The sequence below is a fragment of the Rhodopirellula sp. J20-39 genome (assembly GCF_057365095.1).
This window is the reverse complement of sequence record NZ_CP195123.1, coordinates 6,791,648-6,806,960: the sequence shown is the minus strand read 5'-3', so window position 1 is coordinate 6,806,960 and position 15,313 is coordinate 6,791,648. Positions and strand designations below refer to the sequence as shown.

Annotated in this window: 11 protein-coding genes; 5 read left to right on the top strand and 6 right to left on the bottom strand. The window is 55.2% G+C overall.

From position 1 onward, the window contains the following. Positions 1-8: 8 nt before the first annotated feature. Positions 9-2,417 carry an O-antigen ligase family protein gene (locus ACR3ZL_RS24795; protein ID WP_473650411.1) on the bottom strand — a complete coding sequence of 803 codons (2,409 nt, stop codon included), beginning with the start codon at positions 2,415-2,417 and terminating at the stop codon, positions 9-11. Next, complete coding sequence (locus ACR3ZL_RS24790; RefSeq protein ID WP_473653460.1) at positions 2,357-3,541, bottom strand: MraY family glycosyltransferase; 1,185 nt, start codon at positions 3,539-3,541, stop codon at positions 2,357-2,359. The genes ACR3ZL_RS24795 and ACR3ZL_RS24790 overlap by 61 nt, the downstream gene beginning before the upstream one ends. 205 nt (positions 3,542-3,746) lie before the next feature. Here ACR3ZL_RS24790 and ACR3ZL_RS24785 point away from each other — a divergent pair, with 205 nt between their 5' ends. Together ACR3ZL_RS24785 and ACR3ZL_RS24780 are read left to right on the top strand one after the other, a co-directional pair. After that, positions 3,747-6,416 (top strand): DUF1592 domain-containing protein, encoded by a 2,670-nt coding sequence (locus ACR3ZL_RS24785; RefSeq protein WP_473650412.1) that lies wholly within the window; start codon positions 3,747-3,749, stop codon positions 6,414-6,416. Between the two features lie 30 nt (positions 6,417-6,446). Continuing rightward, positions 6,447-7,757 (top strand): DUF1552 domain-containing protein, encoded by a 1,311-nt coding sequence (locus ACR3ZL_RS24780; RefSeq protein ID WP_473650413.1) that lies wholly within the window; start codon positions 6,447-6,449, stop codon positions 7,755-7,757. Between the two features lie 102 nt (positions 7,758-7,859). Here the strand turns inward: ACR3ZL_RS24780 and ACR3ZL_RS24775 are convergent, their stop codons facing one another. Beyond that, complete coding sequence (locus ACR3ZL_RS24775) at positions 7,860-8,804, bottom strand: DNA integrity scanning protein DisA nucleotide-binding domain protein (protein WP_473650414.1); 945 nt, start codon at positions 8,802-8,804, stop codon at positions 7,860-7,862. Positions 8,805-8,979: 175 nt separating this feature from the next. On the opposite strand from ACR3ZL_RS24775, the gene floA reads away from it, so the two are divergent. Both floA and ACR3ZL_RS24765 read left to right on the top strand, forming a co-directional pair. After that, complete coding sequence (floA, locus tag ACR3ZL_RS24770) at positions 8,980-10,047, top strand: flotillin-like protein FloA (protein WP_473650415.1); 1,068 nt, start codon at positions 8,980-8,982, stop codon at positions 10,045-10,047. A 6-nt stretch (positions 10,048-10,053) separates the two neighbouring features. Next, positions 10,054-10,494, top strand: coding sequence for a hypothetical protein (locus tag ACR3ZL_RS24765; protein WP_473650416.1), 441 nt, complete (start codon positions 10,054-10,056; stop codon positions 10,492-10,494). Positions 10,495-10,577: 83 nt separating this feature from the next. Here ACR3ZL_RS24765 and ACR3ZL_RS24760 read toward each other — a convergent pair whose 3' ends face one another. The 3 genes from ACR3ZL_RS24760 to ACR3ZL_RS24750 form a co-directional block, all read right to left on the bottom strand. Further along, positions 10,578-11,903, bottom strand: a complete 1,326-nt coding sequence (locus tag ACR3ZL_RS24760; protein WP_473650417.1) for a class I SAM-dependent methyltransferase — start codon at positions 11,901-11,903, stop codon at positions 10,578-10,580. A 281-nt stretch (positions 11,904-12,184) separates the two neighbouring features. Then, on the bottom strand, positions 12,185-13,309 hold the full coding sequence (arsS, locus tag ACR3ZL_RS24755; protein WP_486173047.1) for an arsenosugar biosynthesis radical SAM (seleno)protein ArsS: 1,125 nt from the start codon (positions 13,307-13,309) through the stop codon (positions 12,185-12,187). A 41-nt stretch (positions 13,310-13,350) separates the two neighbouring features. Then, complete coding sequence (locus ACR3ZL_RS24750) at positions 13,351-13,584, bottom strand: hypothetical protein (RefSeq protein WP_473650419.1); 234 nt, start codon at positions 13,582-13,584, stop codon at positions 13,351-13,353. A gap of 457 nt (positions 13,585-14,041) precedes the next feature. On the opposite strand from ACR3ZL_RS24750, the gene ACR3ZL_RS24745 reads away from it, so the two are divergent. Next, positions 14,042-15,286, top strand: coding sequence for a DUF1559 family PulG-like putative transporter (locus ACR3ZL_RS24745; protein ID WP_473650420.1), 1,245 nt, complete (start codon positions 14,042-14,044; stop codon positions 15,284-15,286). Positions 15,287-15,313 lie beyond the last annotated feature (27 nt).

Here is a 15,313-nt window from a genome sequence, read left to right as displayed (position 1 = left end):
GCGTTTCGTTAGTGCTGCTGTGAAGCCGAGCGGGCATCTAAGATAACCAACGCCGACTCAGTAATCGGACTGGCCGCAGCACGTGCACCGATCTTTTGAGCGGGCAGGATGATTTGCAGCCCAAGGATGCGAGTGACCACGCTACCGGCTTGTGAAAGTTCGGTGGCTTGCTTCGTGAGCACGCTTGGCGGCGACGTTGGTGTGATACCCAACGCGACCTGTTCCCAAGCAATTTCAGCTGCTTGGGCAACGTACTCTTGATGGGTCGGCGATAAGGAAATCATCCGGTCGAACACTTCGGCGGCCAGTTGCAAGTCTTCGGTTTGCCCAGCGACTTGGTAACGCTGCAAATGCATGACGCCAATTGCTTTAAGATGTGAGGGATCGTTGCCAATCCGCCGAGTCGCTTCGGAAAATGCTGTTGCGAAAGCGTCCGAACGCTTCGTCGATTTGGACTGCAAGTAAGACGTGATCCATCGTTGGTTTTCAATCGACGCAAGCCAGATAGCCGGAGGGCTCGCTAGTGGATCTTCGGTTAGTGCCGACCGTAGTTGTTGGGTGACCGAGCTGATTCGGCCGCGTTGCATTGATTCTTCGACCCGCTGCATGCTGGCCTCCGATGTCTGTACCGGACGAACCGAGTAGACCCACATGAAGGTCAGTGTGATCAGCCCCGTTGCAGCAAACAGAGTGCTTGCGATCTTGTTCTTGCGGGTGACGATAGCGAATGGCGATGATGTCGTCTTGGTTGATGGCGTTGTCTTGGGAACGATCTCGGGTGCAACAAGGGTTAACGGGACTGTCATGGCCGCGAATCCCGCTAGAATCACTGTTACGCCGGGGATGGTCCAGCCGCTGGAAATGCACAAGTGAATCAGGCCGGTCGCGGATGCAACGGCACCGACTTTTACGAAGCTGATATCATTGGCGACGTTGGGGGACCACATCATCCAGGCGGCGGTGAAGGCGATTGCGAGTGGCAATGCAAACTGATGAGCCTCGAAGTCAGGCACTTGGCCGGTCGTAATGCCGACATACCACGCAGCGAATATACCAATGATGCCGCCACTGATCACCGCGACGCGTGGACCCCATGAACGGTTGTTTTCAGGGTTGCCTTCAGGATTGAAATCGGGGGCCGATAGCGTGTTCGATGCAGCAACGGCTTGCGAGATGCTTGCGATCAACAGTGCCAGCAAGACGATGGCGGCGATCCAGCCACCGCAAGCAAGCGTTTCGAAAAAGAAGTTGTGCGGTTCGGCGATCAGTTCATGCGCACTGATATCGCGGTATTTTTGGTATGCGAGTTGGAAGTTACCGGGGCCAATGCCGAACCAAGGGTGGTCCCACACCATTGCCAAAGTCGATCGCCAGTACTGCAGTCTTAGCTGAATCGTGGCCGGTACGCTCGACCATCCCACTCGATTCGGTGCTAAGGCAGCCAAGGACATGGCGGCCGCTCCTGCAACAACGGCGAATGCGATTGTCCGCTTGCCGAATGAGAAACGGCGGGACAAAACGCAATGAGCAGCCAGGCACGCTCCGCCAAGGACAACCGAAAGCACTCCGCTGCGGCTGCCTGAAACCAGTAGTGCCCAGAGCACGAAAACCAGTGCCAAGGCCACGATCGATGTGAAGCCACGATGTTGGGCGAGACGGCGACGGCGTTCAACCAAAATCGTCAGACATGCGGCTGCAATCATCGCCAACGGACCGGCAAGCGAGTTTGCCAGTGCGAATGTCGCCGTTGGACCGCCGTCTCGCAAGCGGTTTTCGAAGATCATTCGTTCCGCTGATCCAGGCGGTGCCACGACGCCAGCGAGGGCAAGTTGCTGATCGGGGTTGGCTTCGTATTCACGCAGCGTTTGTGGCAACGAAATGTATCGCTGGTGCAGTGCGTGAACGGCAAGCAGGACTCCTAGGCTGATCAGAAGGCCGGTCATCGCGGATCGTGACTCCGGCGTCGTCATCATCCGCCGACCAACGATCCACCAAGCTGCTGCAGCTAACCACCACCACCCTTCGTTGGTAGCGGCTCTCAAGTTCCCGCCGATTTCTGGTGGCTGTGACGAAAAGGAGCCTGCTGCGACCCATCCGGATAGAAAAACCCAGCCCGCGAGCAACACCGGTAACACATCGGCCCAGTCGCTTGGATTGCGCCAATTGAAATGGACGGGCGTCGTTAGTGGGTAGGTCGCAAGGGCGACGGACGCCCACGCCAGCACGAAAAACGTCAGACCCAATGACGAGCCCTGTTCGACCGCGGTCGAATCGCCTGGTTGATAGATCGCCCAAACGGTCAGTGCAGACGCTCCGCCTAATACGGCCCACTGGTGGGCTGAGCGAAGTGGCGTGCTCACGACTTGGGATCCTTCCAGTGGGTTGATTCCAGAATCGCGACCAGCAATAGCATGCATGCGACAATGCCAAGAACCGTGACAGCCTGAAGCATTGAAACATGAGTCAGTAGTAAAGCGGAAAGACCACACGTGGCGGTGATTAGATGGATGGTCGCGACCGCTCGTGGTCTCGACAAACCGAGTGCAACCAAGCGATGTGACAAGTGACTGTTGTCACCTAAGAATGGACTTCGGCCTTCGCGAATACGAATCCAAAGTACCGTGGTCATGTCGTACAGCGGCACCGCCATCGCACACAGTGGAGCCAACACCGCGTGAGGACGCAAACTGCCGTCGGAAGTGGGGCCGCCTACAAACGTCGCCATCAAGGTGGCAACAGCGATCAAGAATCCAACCAAGTAGCTGCCGCCGTCGCCCATGAAGATGCTCGCCGGCGGACGGTTGTGGAACAAGAATCCGATCAAAGCACCCGACACGACCAACAGTAATGCTGCGACCAGCAACTGGGGTCGGTCGGTGTCTGGGTCGGGAGTCGTCATCATGACGGCGGCCATGGACGCGGCAATGATTGCTGCGATACCGCCCGACAACGCGTCCATGTTATCGAGCATGTTGAAGGAATTGATAACAGCCACAATCCATAGAATCGACAAGCCCTTGGTCAGCCAACCGGCGTTCATGTAGGCGGTCAGTTCGATCCCCAATCCCAACACCACGGCGGCGGCGATTGCGAATTGGCATCCCAAGCGGACTGTGACGGATAGTCCGCGGCGATCGTCCCATAAGCCCAGAATCAGCAGCACGGTGCCACCGGCCAACAGCCATAAGACGTCGCCCGAACGGGACCAAACGCCGGGGGCGTGAACGGCCGCGAGCTCGAACCAACGACTGGGGATCCAACTACCCAGGCCTGCCTGGAAGTCGGCTAGGCCGCCCTCGCTTTGTCCGAGCCATTGCAGGTACCAGGCGGCGGCGAGACCAAACAGGATCGTCAGTGTGATCCCAAGATAGATTCCGATGCCACCACCGAGCGGAGTGGGAACGGTGTGGCTGCTGTGCCCGCCTGGTCGATCCAGTAGTCCCAGTTGCCGGGCGTAACGCCGAACCGGAAAAAGGCTCAGGCCACTGATGCAACATGCCATCAATGCGGCCACCAAAATCAGCAAAACGGTGGCCGACATGCGAACCGCGGGGTAATGAGGACAAGCAGGAAAAGTATTGATACCGATGAACGTGAAGACCGTCCGGCGGCAGCACGAAAAACACTTTGCGAATGCAATCGGTTTCGCCAGTACGCAGACTAGCTTGTTTTGTTCGGTTTTATCAACAATCGTCGCTGAATTGTTGCACGCTTCAGGCGATTTGTCTTCGCTACACCTTCCTTCGATGTTAACATTAAGCATGTTTGTCGACTTGTTGGCGAAGCATTTCAATGAGATTTTGCTCGATCGCCGGTCGAGACTGGTTCTCTCATTCGTACCGCGTGGACGCCCCCGATCAATCGTGAGTTATTTAGACAACCACTCTGTTTGGCTTGGTGCCAAGTTTCGCTTGCCATCGGGGCCGATTCCCGCTTGGGCAATCGTTGGCTTGTTGATGGTTGCGATTTTGCCCATTCCGCGTGTCCGAGCCGCTGATAAAGATTCGCTTCATGTGCCCTTCCAGGCTATGAATTTCGTCCGCAATCATTGTTTGGATTGTCATGACGGCGAGTCCGGCGAGGGTGGTTTCGATGTTGAATCGTTGAGCAAAAGTCTTGTCGATGAGGAGAATGCGAAAAGATGGATTCGCGTTTTCGACCGAGTTCAGAATGGCGAGATGCCACCACCCGACGAGACCCAGCTTGCAACGGCAGCGCGGAAGCGATTCCTGACTCCGCTCGGCGATGCGATCGATGATGCTCAGCGACAACGTCACGCGAGCATTGGGCGTGTGCAGAGCCGGCGGCTAACGAACGTGCAACTGCAAAACACGCTCAACGACTTGCTGTGCATCAATGTTCCGTTGGCGAACGCGATGGCTCCGGAGCAGCGTACGCATAGCTTTGTCCATCTAGCCGAAGCACAAACGATGTCGCACTTTCATCTGCAATCACACTTGGGAGTCGTGGATGCTGCTTTGGATGCAGCTTTTGACCGAGCGATAAGCGAGGATGAAAGCTGGGCAATTGATTTGCCGCCAAACAAGATCGCAAATAAGCGTCCTGGGCAGCGCAATCGTGAACCGGAAATCAGGAAGGGACTGGCGGTTGTGTGGAGTAACCGGCTTGCTTTTTACGGACGGATCAAGTCAACCACGGTCCCCGAATCGGGATGGTATCGAATCGAAGTCAAAGCGTCAGCGATCAAACCGCCCAAGGAGCACGGGGTTTGGTGCAGCGTTCGCAGCGGTGAGTGCACAGCGGGATCACCGCTGATGAGCTGGATTGGTGGGTTTGAGGCGACCGAGCAACCGAAGACTTTGCAATTCGATGCTTGGTTGCCCAAGGGGCATATGCTGGAAATCCGGCCGTGCGATGTCACGCTCAAGCGAGCCACCACAAAAGGTGGCCAGGTGGGGTTTGGCGAGACCGAGAGCCAAGACGTACCCGGGGTTGGGATGCATTATTTGAAGGTGCAACGAATTTTTCCCGGCGGTGATGTGGCGACGGTCCGGCAACGATTGTTTGGTTCGGTTCCCTTGGTTTGGAACAAGAAGCTTCAGCGATCGTTTCCCGATGTTTCCGCGGTGGATCCCTCTGCAACCCAATCATATCTATCCAAGCAACTGGCACGATTCGCTCAATACGCTTTTCGGCGTCCGACCTCTCCAGAGGATCTCAAGTTGTTTGTTGGGTTCGCTCTGCAAACGATTAACGAACGAAGTGATCTGCCTCGCGGCCAGGCTTACTACGAGGGGTTAAGGGCAGGTTATCGTGTGATTCTTTGTTCGCCACGGTTCCTCTATTTCACGGAACCCGCGGATTCGTCGGGACGGTTGGATTCGTGGGCCATCGCATCTCGATTGAGCTATTTCTTGTGCAATAGCACGCCGGACAAAGACTTGTTGCTAGCCGCGCGGGCGGATCGTTTGGATGATCCTGCCGAACTTCGTCGACAGACCGATCGGTTGTTGGCAACGCCGGATGGTAAAAAGTTCATCCAAGAATTCACTGCCCATTGGCTGGATTTGATTGATATTGATTTCACGGAACCGGACAAGCGATTGTTTGGTGATTTCGATGTCGCTGTCCAAGATGCGATGCTGGCTGAAACCCATTTGTTTCTGGGTAAGTTGCTGAAAGAGAATCGACCTATCTCGGAATTGGTGAACGCGGATTACACGTTCCTCAACAATCGCTTGGCGAGGTACTACGGAATCGATGACGACCTGCAAAAGCTGAACGTCGATGTGAACGATCAGATGCAGTTGGTTTCGTTTTCAGGCAAAGGAAGGCAATCGGCGAAGAATCAAGTCTCAGTTCGCCGCGGTGGGTTGCTTGCTCATGGTTCCATCTTGAAGGTGACTGCCAATGGCAACGACACATCACCGGTCTTGCGTGGGATATGGGTTTGCGAGCGAATCCTTGGAATGGAAATCCCGCCACCGCCCGCGAACGTCCCTGCGGTTGAACCGGATATCCGTGGGGCGACGACAATTCGTGAACTGCTAGCCAAGCATGAGGCGGAAGCTTCGTGCGCATCCTGTCATAAGAACTTCGATCCCCCCGGCTTCGCTCTGGAAAACTTCGACGCGGGCGGCAAGTGGCGTGACCAATACCGGCAATTGGTTGGTGGCAAGTATAAGCGAGGCGGGAAGGTCGACCCGAGTTACGAAATGGTCGATGGGCGGAAGTTCAAAACATTCGATCAATATCGTGACTTGATCGCGAAGGACGCTGATGTGTTGGCTCGCAATTTAGCTTCCCAGCTATTGGTTTATGCCACCGGTGCCACGATTCAGTTTTCTGATCGACCGCATTTAGATTCGATCGTCACCGAAAGCCGCCGATCACAGTATGGCGTTCGCACGATCCTGGATCAGGTGATCGCCAGCAAGCCGTTTTTACACAAATAGTTTTACTCCACGTCTTTCGTGAACGTTCCCATGGCTGAATTCAATTTCCAACGTAAGTTGCATCGTCGTACCGTTGTTCGCGGTTCTGGTGTCGCGATGAGTTTGCCTTGGTTGTCGGCGATGCGTTCAGCGTTTGCCAAGGATGCGGTGGGGAAATCCGCGTCGGCTAGTCGGTCTGGTGAGAATCCTCAGCGGTTCGTCGCCATAACGATGGGGCTGGGACTGGTTAGCGAAAACTGGATGCCCCAAGGTCAGGGCCGACAATACAAGCCATCGTTATATTTGAAGTCACTTCAGGACATCCGTGAGCGAATCACGGTAGTGTCCGGGGCCTCCCACCCTGGCGTGACTGGCGGCCACCGCGCCGAAGCAAGCATTTTGACAGCGGCATCGGTTGGTTCCGGTGGATTAGGTGTGAACTCGATTTCGGTCGACCAGTACTTGGCAAAATACCTGGGTGACGCGACGCGTTTCCCATCGCTGGTACTGGGGACAGGTGGCAGTACGAGTCCGTGTTACACCGACAGTGGAGCCATGATTTCTCCGTTGACGTCACCGTCGAAGTTGTTTGCGGAGTTGTTTGTTGATGATTCGCCCAAGGAACGTGTCAGACAAGCTGATCGAGTGCGGCAAGGTCGCAGCATCATGGATCTGGTTGCGGAAGATGCGAAGTCGTTGGCACGCAAGCTTGGCCGCGGCGACCGGGATCGTTTGGAGGCGTATTACACCAGCGTCCGTCAACTTGAAAAACGATTGCAGCAATCAGAAAACTGGTCGACCCAACCCAAACCTAAGGTTGACGCGAAGCCGCCTGTGGATATTCGCAATCCGAACGATCTGGTGGGGCGATTCAAGACCATGTGCGATGTGATCCAGTTGGCTTTAGAAACGGATTCAACTCGTTTCGTGACGTTGCATCTTCCCGGCGGGGGTGGCGTCGTTCCCATCGACGGCGTGGATGAAGGCTACCACTCGCTGAGTCACCATGGGCGGGACGAAACCAAGCTGGAACAGTTGGCGATCGTCGAGCAGGCTGTTGTTGCGCAGTGGGGCGAATTCTTGCGGAACCTGAGTTCGCACGAAGATGCCAACGGGAACTTGCTGGATCAGACAACGTCGCTCTTGACCAGCAATCTTGGGAACGCTTCGAACCATAGCAATAAGAACATGCCAGTCCTAATCGGTGGTGGCCACTTCAAACACGCCGGGCACCTGGCGTTCAGTCAAAAGGAAAATTATCCGTTGCCGAACTTCTTCGTTTCGCTGTTACAGCAGTTCGGAATGGAAGTCGACCAATTCGCAACCAGCACAGGAGTGATGGACGGTTTGGAGATCGCCTAGCAGAATGCAGGCGTTAACCGTGGCCAGGAGGCAATCGGTCAAAGATCCGTCGCCGAACGGGCTCGCACGGCACGGCGGCCACGATCATTGGTTCTGGGCGATTCAATCTTCGCTTGATTGAGGAGGCGGTTCGAATGCGAACTCTTGCCACTTGACCGCTTTGTCCATCGGTACGATTTGCAGGATCAGGAAACCGTTTTGGTAGAGTCGAACCGTTCCGGTGGACTGGCTCACGACGACAGAAACGGCCTTGGTTTTCCGGGTGATTGCGGCGGCTGCCCAATGACGCGAGCCGAGACCCTTCGTCATCTTCAGGTCTTCGTGGCTGACTTCCAGCATCTGGCGACTGCGTTCGATGACGCCTTCCGACGTCACGACAAAGGCCCCATCGAGTTGGGCCACTTCTTTGGCGTCTTCCTGGACCTTGGGGTCAAGCAGGTTGCGGTGTTTCTTGTTGTAGCCTCGGAACGGATCGACTCCGCTATCGTTGGCGTGGTCGAGAACCTTACGCGTGTCACCGACGACAAACATGGTTCCGACGGGTTTGCCTTCCCGACCCTCTCGCCCGATTTGCGACGCCAGGTCGACGACCGCCTTGATCGTTTTCAGTGGCACACTGCTTTCAAGCGTTTGCAGGTCACGAACGGTGAACCGTCGCATTCGTTCGTCAAGTTGCAGGTGGCTAATCGAATCCAGCCGACCCTGCTGGAATCCACTGTAGACGGCCACGACTTCGCCGTTGGTGCGAATCACTTCGTCCGCAGCGGCTTCCAAGAGTGCTTCCTGCAGACGTTCAAGCAGCGGAGCTTTTTCCTTGTTCAAGGCGAGTGGCTTCAGTCCTGCCTCAGCCGCTCCGTCAAGGTCGCCGAGCGTATCGACAGCGACAATCACGACGTTTTTGTCGGCCTCGGCAAGTTCCGAGACCCGCTTCCAATCGGTTCCACCGTCAAACAACAGCAAGAGAGCATCGGCCCCACGATCACTCAGTAACGACACCCCGGCGCGAATCATCGCGGCGTTATGTTTGGTTAATCGCTGAGTCGCCATCAGTCGCTATCGATTCGAGTAGAAGGGAAATAGGAGAATCGCCCATTGCGGCACACCAGTTTAACCACGAGGCCGTCCCATGCGATAGAATACGAACGCCGGAATTGGTGAACGGACGAATCTTCCGGCCCGATGATTTGGCACCTTTGAACCCGCACTTTCTAATCGAAACACCATGTTCGCACTTTTGACGTTACCTCTGGCTCAATTCAGTGGTCTGACCACCTGGGTTCTCGCTGGCTCGCTGGTACTGTTTTGCTTGCTTTTAGTCGTGTTTTTCGTGTTCGCGAACTACTTCGGATTGTGGATTCAATCGGTTCTGACGGGTTCCAATATTGGGTTCCCCAGCTTGATTGCGATGACGTTCCGAAAGGTCAACACGCGGGCGATCGTCCGTAGCAAGATCATGGCTACCCAAGCGGGGCTGAATGATCCCGAACTAACATCGGGTGCACTGGAAGCTCATTACCTCGCCGGCGGTAATGTCCAACAAGTGATTCGGGCTCTGATCGCGGCAAAAAAGGCAAAGACGATCTCGCTCACCTTTCGAGAAGCCACAGCGATCGACCTGGCCGGCCGGGATGTTTTGGAATCGGTGCAGACGAGCGTTTATCCCAAGGTGATCGATTGCCCTCCCCGCGGTGAAGCCAAAGCGTCGCTCGACGCGGTGGCGAAGGACGGCATCCAGTTGAAGGTGAAGGCTCGAGTGACCGTTCGAGCTAATCTGCAGCAATTGATTGGTGGGGCAACGGAGGAGACCATTATCGCACGTGTCGGCGAAGGTATCGTCAGTGCGATCGGTAGTGCGGAGAGTCACAAGGCAGTGTTGGAAAATCCCGACATCATTTCCAAAGCCGTGCTGGCAAAGAAGCTGGACTCTCAAACCGCCTTTGAAATCGTTTCGATCGATATCGCTGACATTGACGTGGGCGCTAACATCGGTGCTCGGTTGCAAGCCGATCAAGCGGAGGCCGACACGGCAGTGGCTCGAGCCAATGCGGAAAGCAAACGGGCTCTTGCGGTCGCTGAAGAGCAAGAGATGCAGGCACGCATTGAACAGAGCCGGGCGGAGGTGGTTGAAGCCGAGGCGGCGGTGCCCCGAGCGATGGCAGAGGCATTCCGCAGTGGGCGTTTGATGATTTTGGATTACTACAAGTTGCAGAATGTCAGTGCCGACACCGAAATGAGGAAGGCGTTGGCAGGGCAAGGCAACGAATCCGCCAGTATTAATGCGGCAGGCTAAACGAACATGTCCAATCAAAAATTAAGCAGCGATTTAGAAGCGTTTTTGGAACACACCGCCTCGCTTCGCCAACGCAAGACAATCGAGCAACGAGCCGAAGCAAGTCAGCACCAGGCGCGGCAAGAACGCCGTCCGCCTCGCTACACTAACGCGAATCGAGAACGTTCCGTTGACGAGACGGTATCGCGGTTTGGTTACGATCGCATCGATCCCGATGAGATGATCGTGGATGCGGAGATCGTCGATTTAAGTAACGAGATCGTCGAGGGGATTGAAGTGGTCCCTCGGAATTCAGGTGCGCTGGAACATCACCTAGCGGACAACACCATTCGTGGTCAGGTCAAACCGACCAAGACGATCGAGCATCTTAAAGAGATGTTGCGCCAGCCGGAAGGATTGAAGCAGGCGTTTTTGATCCAAGAGATCCTGAACCGTCCACGCTTTTAGGCCACCGGAAAGGCCGCAAATGCGTCCGCGGTTTAGTTCGCTGCCACCATGATTGGCGATTGTGGTATCGGGTGTGTGCCACGTTAGGCCGCGCGATAGAGATGCTCACGCGTGGGCGGCATCCCAGACAAACCTTTTTGTTGTCGTTTGGTGGCCACCACTTGGAAGATCTTAATCGATCCCGCGGTGAAGCCCGCTGAACCACCAGCCAAGTACGCCACCCATAATCGGTAGCGTTCTTCGCCGACTAGGTCGATAGCCTTGTCTTGGTTGGCCGACAAGTTCTTGCACCAGTATTTCAGCGTAAGTGCATAGTGTTCTCGCCACGATTCCACATCGTGCACTTCAAATCCACCCCGTTCGAGATGGTTGGTGGTCACGCCAACCGGAGTCAATTCGGAGCCGGGGAAGATGTACTTAAGAATAAACGCCCGCTCTGGGCGAATCCGCTTGGTCAGCTTTTTCGAGCCCTTCGCGCGACTGGCGATGGCGTGGTTCAGTACCATGCCTCGATCGCGTAGCAGCGAGTTAATTTTGCCAAAGTATTTCGGGTAATTGGCAACACCAATGTGCTCCGACATACCCAGGCTTGAAATTTTGTCGTACTGGCCCTTGTGATCGGCGTAGTCGCAAAGCTCTACGGTCACTTGATCGGATAGCCCCAGTTCATTGATTTTCGCTTGAGCGTAGTCAAGTTGGGTTTGCGAAAGCGTAACGCCGTGAGCTTTGACACCGTAGTGCTGAGCTGCATGGCAGATCAAGCCGCCCCATCCGCAGCCGATGTCAAGCATTCGTTCGCCAGGTTCCAGACGCAACTTGCGGCAAGTCATGTCGAGCTTGTCGAACTGCGCCTGATCGAGGGAGTTGTTCCAGTCCTTGAAATAGGCACACGTGTAAACCATTTCGGAGCCAAGAAAGAGTTTGTAAAACTCGTTGCTGACGTCGTAGTGGAACTGGATGTAGTCGGTGTTGTTCCGGTTGCCCTCGGTGCGGCCGACTCGGTCATCGGGGAAGGACGCCTTCAGGTCGCGTTCTTCCGCTTTGGCAAAAATGAATGGGAGCGTTCGCTTGGCGACCATCGTCTTGCTGATCTTTTTCAGCAATCGACGGTTGGACCGCTCGGTTTTGAATGCTTCGGTGAACTCCATCAGGTCGCCGCCTTCGAAGCGGATGTGGCCGGTCGCGTAGAGGCGAACGATGGTTTCTAGAGTGGGCCGCCGAATCAGCGATCCGATGACACCTGGTCCCGACAATGCGATCGTGTACCGGCCGTCTGTTTTTGTTCCCAGCGGAACTAATTCACCATTCCAAAGCCGCACGGAGGTATTTAGGTCCAGCGGCCCAGCGACTGAATTCAAGAGTTCCTTGATGGATTCAAGCTGCGTTGCAGCAGAAAAAGGATTACCCATCCGTGGCGTCTCCGGCGTTCGTAAGCGGTATCAGGCAGGACAATAGGTCCCACACGCTTCCAATTCCATCGGCCGCGTTGCCCTGTAGTGAACAGAGGCTAACAAACGGTGGTCAGCACGATCAGATCAATTCACGCTTCACTTTGTGCAAAACGAGAGTGTTTTTTGCCAAATTCGAAACTGTGCCCCCTGATTGGTTGTGATTGGCCGACTCGGTAATCAGCCGTGCCAAGCCTTGGCCTGCGTGAGGTGAACCAGCCCATGCTTCGAAATTAAAGCCGTCACACCGACGAAGTCAGGACTGCCCCTTGGCAACTGGATCCGCAACCAGCGGTGCATCCAAAGCAATGACGGCCGGTTCGGATCAGCCTGTTGTTTAAGCGTTGCTCGTCGAAGTCTTGAATGTGAGTCGGCCCTTCCTTGGACAGCGGCATGTCTAGCATCTGGTTGAAATCGCAATCGAACAAGCGACCCTGCCAATCGACCGACAGCATCGTGCGGCACATCACGCCGTCAACGGTCAGCGGGTTGAAATGTTCGATCAGCGTTTGCATGTATTCGTCGAATTTCTTGGTCTGCAACAATTCGTCAAGGAATCGGCTGATCGGCAGATTAGTGATCGTATGCAGTTCCGAAAACTCGACACCGTAACGTGCTTTCAATTCATCCCGGTAGGTCGCTTCGAGCTTGGCTTGTTCAGGCGGCAGCGCTGGACCAATTGGGTTGTAGACCAACGATAACGTGCGGCCAGAACCTGGAATTCCGTAGCCAAGCGAGTTGAGCCGGCGAAGGGCATCGATGGATTGTCGGAAGACCCCGTCCCCACGCTGGCTGTCACAGTTTTCTTCGAGATAGCATGGCAAGGATGCCACGATTTGGACTTCATGTTCGGCGAGGAACTCGGGCAAGTCGCGAAAACCGTTCGCCATCAGGATGGTCAAGTTGCAGCGGTCGATCACACGTCGACCAAGGCTGGAAGCTTGTTCAACAAGCCAACGGAAATTCGGGTTCATTTCCGGTGCGCCGCCGGTAATGTCCAAGGTCGGGATCTCGGTGCGAGCAAGTACATCGATGATGGCCTCGGCGGTTTCGCGAGTCATATTTTCTCGGCGTTCCGGCCCCGCGTCGACATGACAGTGCGTGCAGGTTTGGTTGCACACTTTGCCGACGTTGACTTGCAGTACCTCGATGCCTGTCGCTTTGAGTGGTGCAAGACCGCTGGTAGTGAGCTGTTGATCGAAGAATGGAAGCGACGGCTGAGCTGTGTCCTCGGTTGACGTTGTAGCTTCGAGGACCTCTCGCTGTTTCGCTGCATTGGCCAGTTCAGCCTTTTGTCGCAGTAGAGTGAGTTGCACGTTGAATTCCATGTTCGAGGTGATGACGCGGAGTAGGCGGTGGGGCGCCATCGCGGTGGGGGATGATTGGATCTGTCGTCGGCGTCAGGTTTTCAGCAACATGGTTCGCCGTTTCCGCAATCGTTGTTGGCTTCGGAGGTCGCCTGGCAGTCGTGACCTTTGGTTTCGCGTGGGTCACGCTGAGCGGACCGGCGGCAATCGAATTGGGTTGCCTCTTCAATCGGAATATCGACGCGTGGATCGATTGAATCAAATCGTCCAGCATACGGTTCTTGTTGTAACAGCTGAAACGTCATCACCGCATTGGGCATATGGCGTAGGGTCACGTCATCCGTATGTCCTTGTCAACAATTTCTTGCGGGGTGAAGTCCAGCAGTTTAGGCGAATATTGAAGGAAAGCAGCGAAGGGCCGGTTCGACCGCCAGGGCGGCGGCACAACGTTCATCGATAGATGCCTCACTCGTTTGGGGGGCGCTGTTGGCGGTGTTGTTCAGAGATGTCCAAGTGGGACGACCAGCCACCGCAGGGCGTTCGTGCAGGGGGCGGCAATCGTTCAATGCACCGCGAAGTGTTTTTGCGGAGTTTGAGGGCGAGATCTCCGTTCGAAATGACCTCGGATGAACTCTTTTAGAAAAAAGGGGTGAATTTTGAGTAACTTGCAGTCCCCTTGTGACGTTGTCATGGTGCGGGTTCTTCCCTTCTGGGCTGGGCGCTGGTTGCTTGGAACAAGTGTACAGAACCGCCGCCTGCAATCTTTACCGAATTTAAGAGTGAGCTTTAACGATGCGTAAGTCGAAGAAATTGGCGTTCACGCTGGTCGAACTCCTAGTGGTGATAGCCATTATTGGAGTCCTTGTCGGGCTCCTGTTGCCGGCGGTTCAAGCGGCTCGAGAGGCAGCCAGACGGATGAGTTGTAGCAACAATTTCAAGCAAATTGGACTTGCCGTTCACAACTATCACTCGGCTTACAAGCAGTTACCCCGACACAGTACGGGCACTTGGGACGATGCCGCTTCAAACGGTTACTCACTTAGTGATCATCACAACGGTGGAGCGCTTAGCGCATTTGTTGGTATGTTGCCTTTTCTGGAACAGCAGGCTTTGTGGGAATCCATCGCCAACCCGAATTCCAATCGCGTCGATGGAAGTACAACCGCTTCTTGGGGGACTCCGACCAAACCATGGGTTGCAATGGGGCCACGTCCCAACCAATCGCAGTACATTCCTTGGGCAACTGACATTCCTGCACTCCGCTGCCCCTCAGATCCAGGCTTTGGATTGCCTGCTTTAGGGCGTACAAACTACGCCATGTGCATCGGCGATAGCTGGAAAGCGAATTATTCCAACCCGATTCGTTGGAGTGGAACGGTCAACCCGGGCGAGAGCTTTTACGACGTTACTTCAGGTGGTAAAACGCATCAACGAAGGTATGACCGTGGCGTGTTTGTCTATCGGACCGATACGGCATTTCGCGATATCCTCGATGGTCTTTCCAATACGATCATGATGGGGGAAATCGCCACGGACCTGGGCGACAGTGACATTCGAACTCGCCCCAACCGTACGATCGATTTTGATGCCACCGTTCAGCATGTCAAAGCGTGTGAGGACGCCGGACACATCGATCCGGTTCGTCCCCAGTTTTGGTGCAACGGATCGAACTGTCCGACACCATCCGGTTCGGCTGCAGGTGCAGCGCTGAATGACGCCAATAGTAGCGAAAATCGCGGAATGAATTGGGCATGGTCGCGGCCTTCGTTGACCGGTTTTCAAACCAACACACCGCCCAATTCCGAGTACTGCGGTAACCGTTGGTCTGAGTATGGCGGTTCGATCTCTTCGAGCAGTCGTCACCAAGGCGGCGTGCACGTGTTGATGGGTGATGGTGCAATCAAATTCATCACGGATTCGATTGAGGCGGGCGATCAGCGTGCCGGTGCCGTCTCGGCTGGTGATCCAAGTCCGTATGGCTTGTGGGGTGCTTTGGGAACACGGGCCAACCGTGAAGTGATCAACGAAGAAATTTAGCCTGATCCCCTTTCGCAGGATGTCTTG

Excerpts from the sequence above, each read along its gene's own strand:
- ACR3ZL_RS24795 (WP_473650411.1), bottom strand. The coding sequence starts at position 2,417 with ATGCATGCTATTGCTGGTCGCGATTCTGGAATCAACCCACTGGAAGGA.
- ACR3ZL_RS24760 (WP_473650417.1), bottom strand. The coding sequence starts at position 11,903 with ATGGGTAATCCTTTTTCTGCTGCAACGCAGCTTGAATCCATCAAGGAA.
- ACR3ZL_RS24765 (WP_473650416.1), top strand. The coding sequence starts at position 10,054 with ATGTCCAATCAAAAATTAAGCAGCGATTTAGAAGCGTTTTTGGAACAC.
- ACR3ZL_RS24785 (WP_473650412.1), top strand. The coding sequence starts at position 3,747 with ATGTTAACATTAAGCATGTTTGTCGACTTGTTGGCGAAGCATTTCAAT.
- arsS (WP_486173047.1), bottom strand. The coding sequence starts at position 13,309 with ATGGCGCCCCACCGCCTACTCCGCGTCATCACCTCGAACATGGAATTC.
- ACR3ZL_RS24780 (WP_473650413.1), top strand. The coding sequence starts at position 6,447 with ATGGCTGAATTCAATTTCCAACGTAAGTTGCATCGTCGTACCGTTGTT.
- ACR3ZL_RS24745 (WP_473650420.1), top strand. The coding sequence starts at position 14,042 with ATGCGTAAGTCGAAGAAATTGGCGTTCACGCTGGTCGAACTCCTAGTG.
- ACR3ZL_RS24775 (WP_473650414.1), bottom strand. The coding sequence starts at position 8,804 with ATGGCGACTCAGCGATTAACCAAACATAACGCCGCGATGATTCGCGCC.
- floA (WP_473650415.1), top strand. The coding sequence starts at position 8,980 with ATGTTCGCACTTTTGACGTTACCTCTGGCTCAATTCAGTGGTCTGACC.
- ACR3ZL_RS24790 (WP_473653460.1), bottom strand. The coding sequence starts at position 3,541 with ATGTCGGCCACCGTTTTGCTGATTTTGGTGGCCGCATTGATGGCATGT.